Origin of the sequence: Methylobacterium sp. WL6 (genome assembly GCF_008040095.1) — a bacterium.
GTDB lineage: Bacteria > Pseudomonadota > Alphaproteobacteria > Rhizobiales > Beijerinckiaceae > Methylobacterium.
Window position 1 is genome coordinate 1 of the sequence record NZ_VRVH01000584.1, and the last position, 1,158, is coordinate 1,158.

Annotated in this window: 2 protein-coding genes; both read left to right on the top strand. The window is 75.0% G+C overall.

The window, feature by feature from the left end:
• A partial coding sequence (locus tag FV230_RS30155) for a hypothetical protein (RefSeq protein ID WP_187275666.1) occupies positions 1 to 436 on the top strand: 436 nt, incomplete at its 5' end.
• 10 nt (positions 437 to 446) lie between these two features.
• Positions 447 to 1,158: 3-deoxy-8-phosphooctulonate synthase (kdsA, locus tag FV230_RS28565; RefSeq protein ID WP_147844756.1), on the top strand; the 712-nt coding region annotated here is incomplete at its 3' end.

The window sequence follows — 1,158 nt, forward strand, 5'->3', positions numbered from 1 at the left end:
CTGCGACGGGCTGACCGCCGCGATGATCCGCGCCACCGGCGCCTCGCTCGCCGGCCGCGCCGGCACGCGCGCGGTGTTCCGCGCGACCGATGCCGAGCGCATGAGCCTCGATTGCCGGGCGCCGGCGCGGATGGTGTTCGCCTCCCGAGACCGCGAGCCGGAGCGCGGCTTCTACGAGCTGATCGGCCGGGCGGCGCGTGCGCTCGCCGGCGCGGACGCCGAGACCGCCGAGGTGCTGGCACGGCAGGTCCACCAGGATTCGCTGCTGGCCGACGCAACGCGCCAGGGCGTCGCCGGCAAGGCGGCCCTGCGCTGCGAGACCGGGCCGCGGGCCGACGCGCTGGCCGGCGACCTCACCGTCTGCGTGCTGGTGCCGAACCGGCCGCCCGCCCTGCGCCGCAAGGCCGGACTTTCGCGGGAGGCTCCGGCGGGCTAAGCCTCCGGCCATGCCCAGCTCCACCGACAGCCCAACGCTCAGGACCGTCCGCGCCGGCACGGTCGCCTTCGGCAACCACCTGCCGCTGGCGCTGATCGCCGGCCCGTGCCAGCTCGAGAGCCGCGACCACGCGCTCGAGATCGCGGCCGCGCTGAAGGAGATGGCGGAGTCCCTCGGGATCGCCCTCGTGTTCAAGGCCTCGTTCGACAAGGCGAACCGCACCTCGGGCGGCGCCGCCCGCGGCATCGGGTTGTCCGGCGCGCTGCCGATCTTCGCCGAGATCAAGGCGCGCTACGGCCTGCCGGTGCTCACCGACGTGCACGATGCCGGGCAGTGCGGGCCGGCGGCCGAGGTGGTCGACGTGCTCCAGATCCCGGCCTTCCTGTGCCGGCAGACCGACCTGCTGCTGGCCGCCGCCGCCACCGGCCGCGTGGTCAACGTGAAGAAGGGCCAGTTCCTCGCACCCTGGGACATGCAGCACGTGGCCGCCAAGGTCACCGGGGCCGGCAACCCGAACGTGATCGTCACCGAACGCGGCGCCTCGTTCGGCTACAACACCCTGGTCTCCGACATGCGCAGCCTGCCGATCATGGCCGCGGTGACGGGCGGCGCGCCGGTGGTGTTCGATGCGACCCACTCGGTGCAGCAGCCGGGCGGGCAGGGGGGAAGCTCGGGCGGCGAGCGCCGCTTCGTCGCCGTGCTGGCGCGGGCCGCCGTCGCGG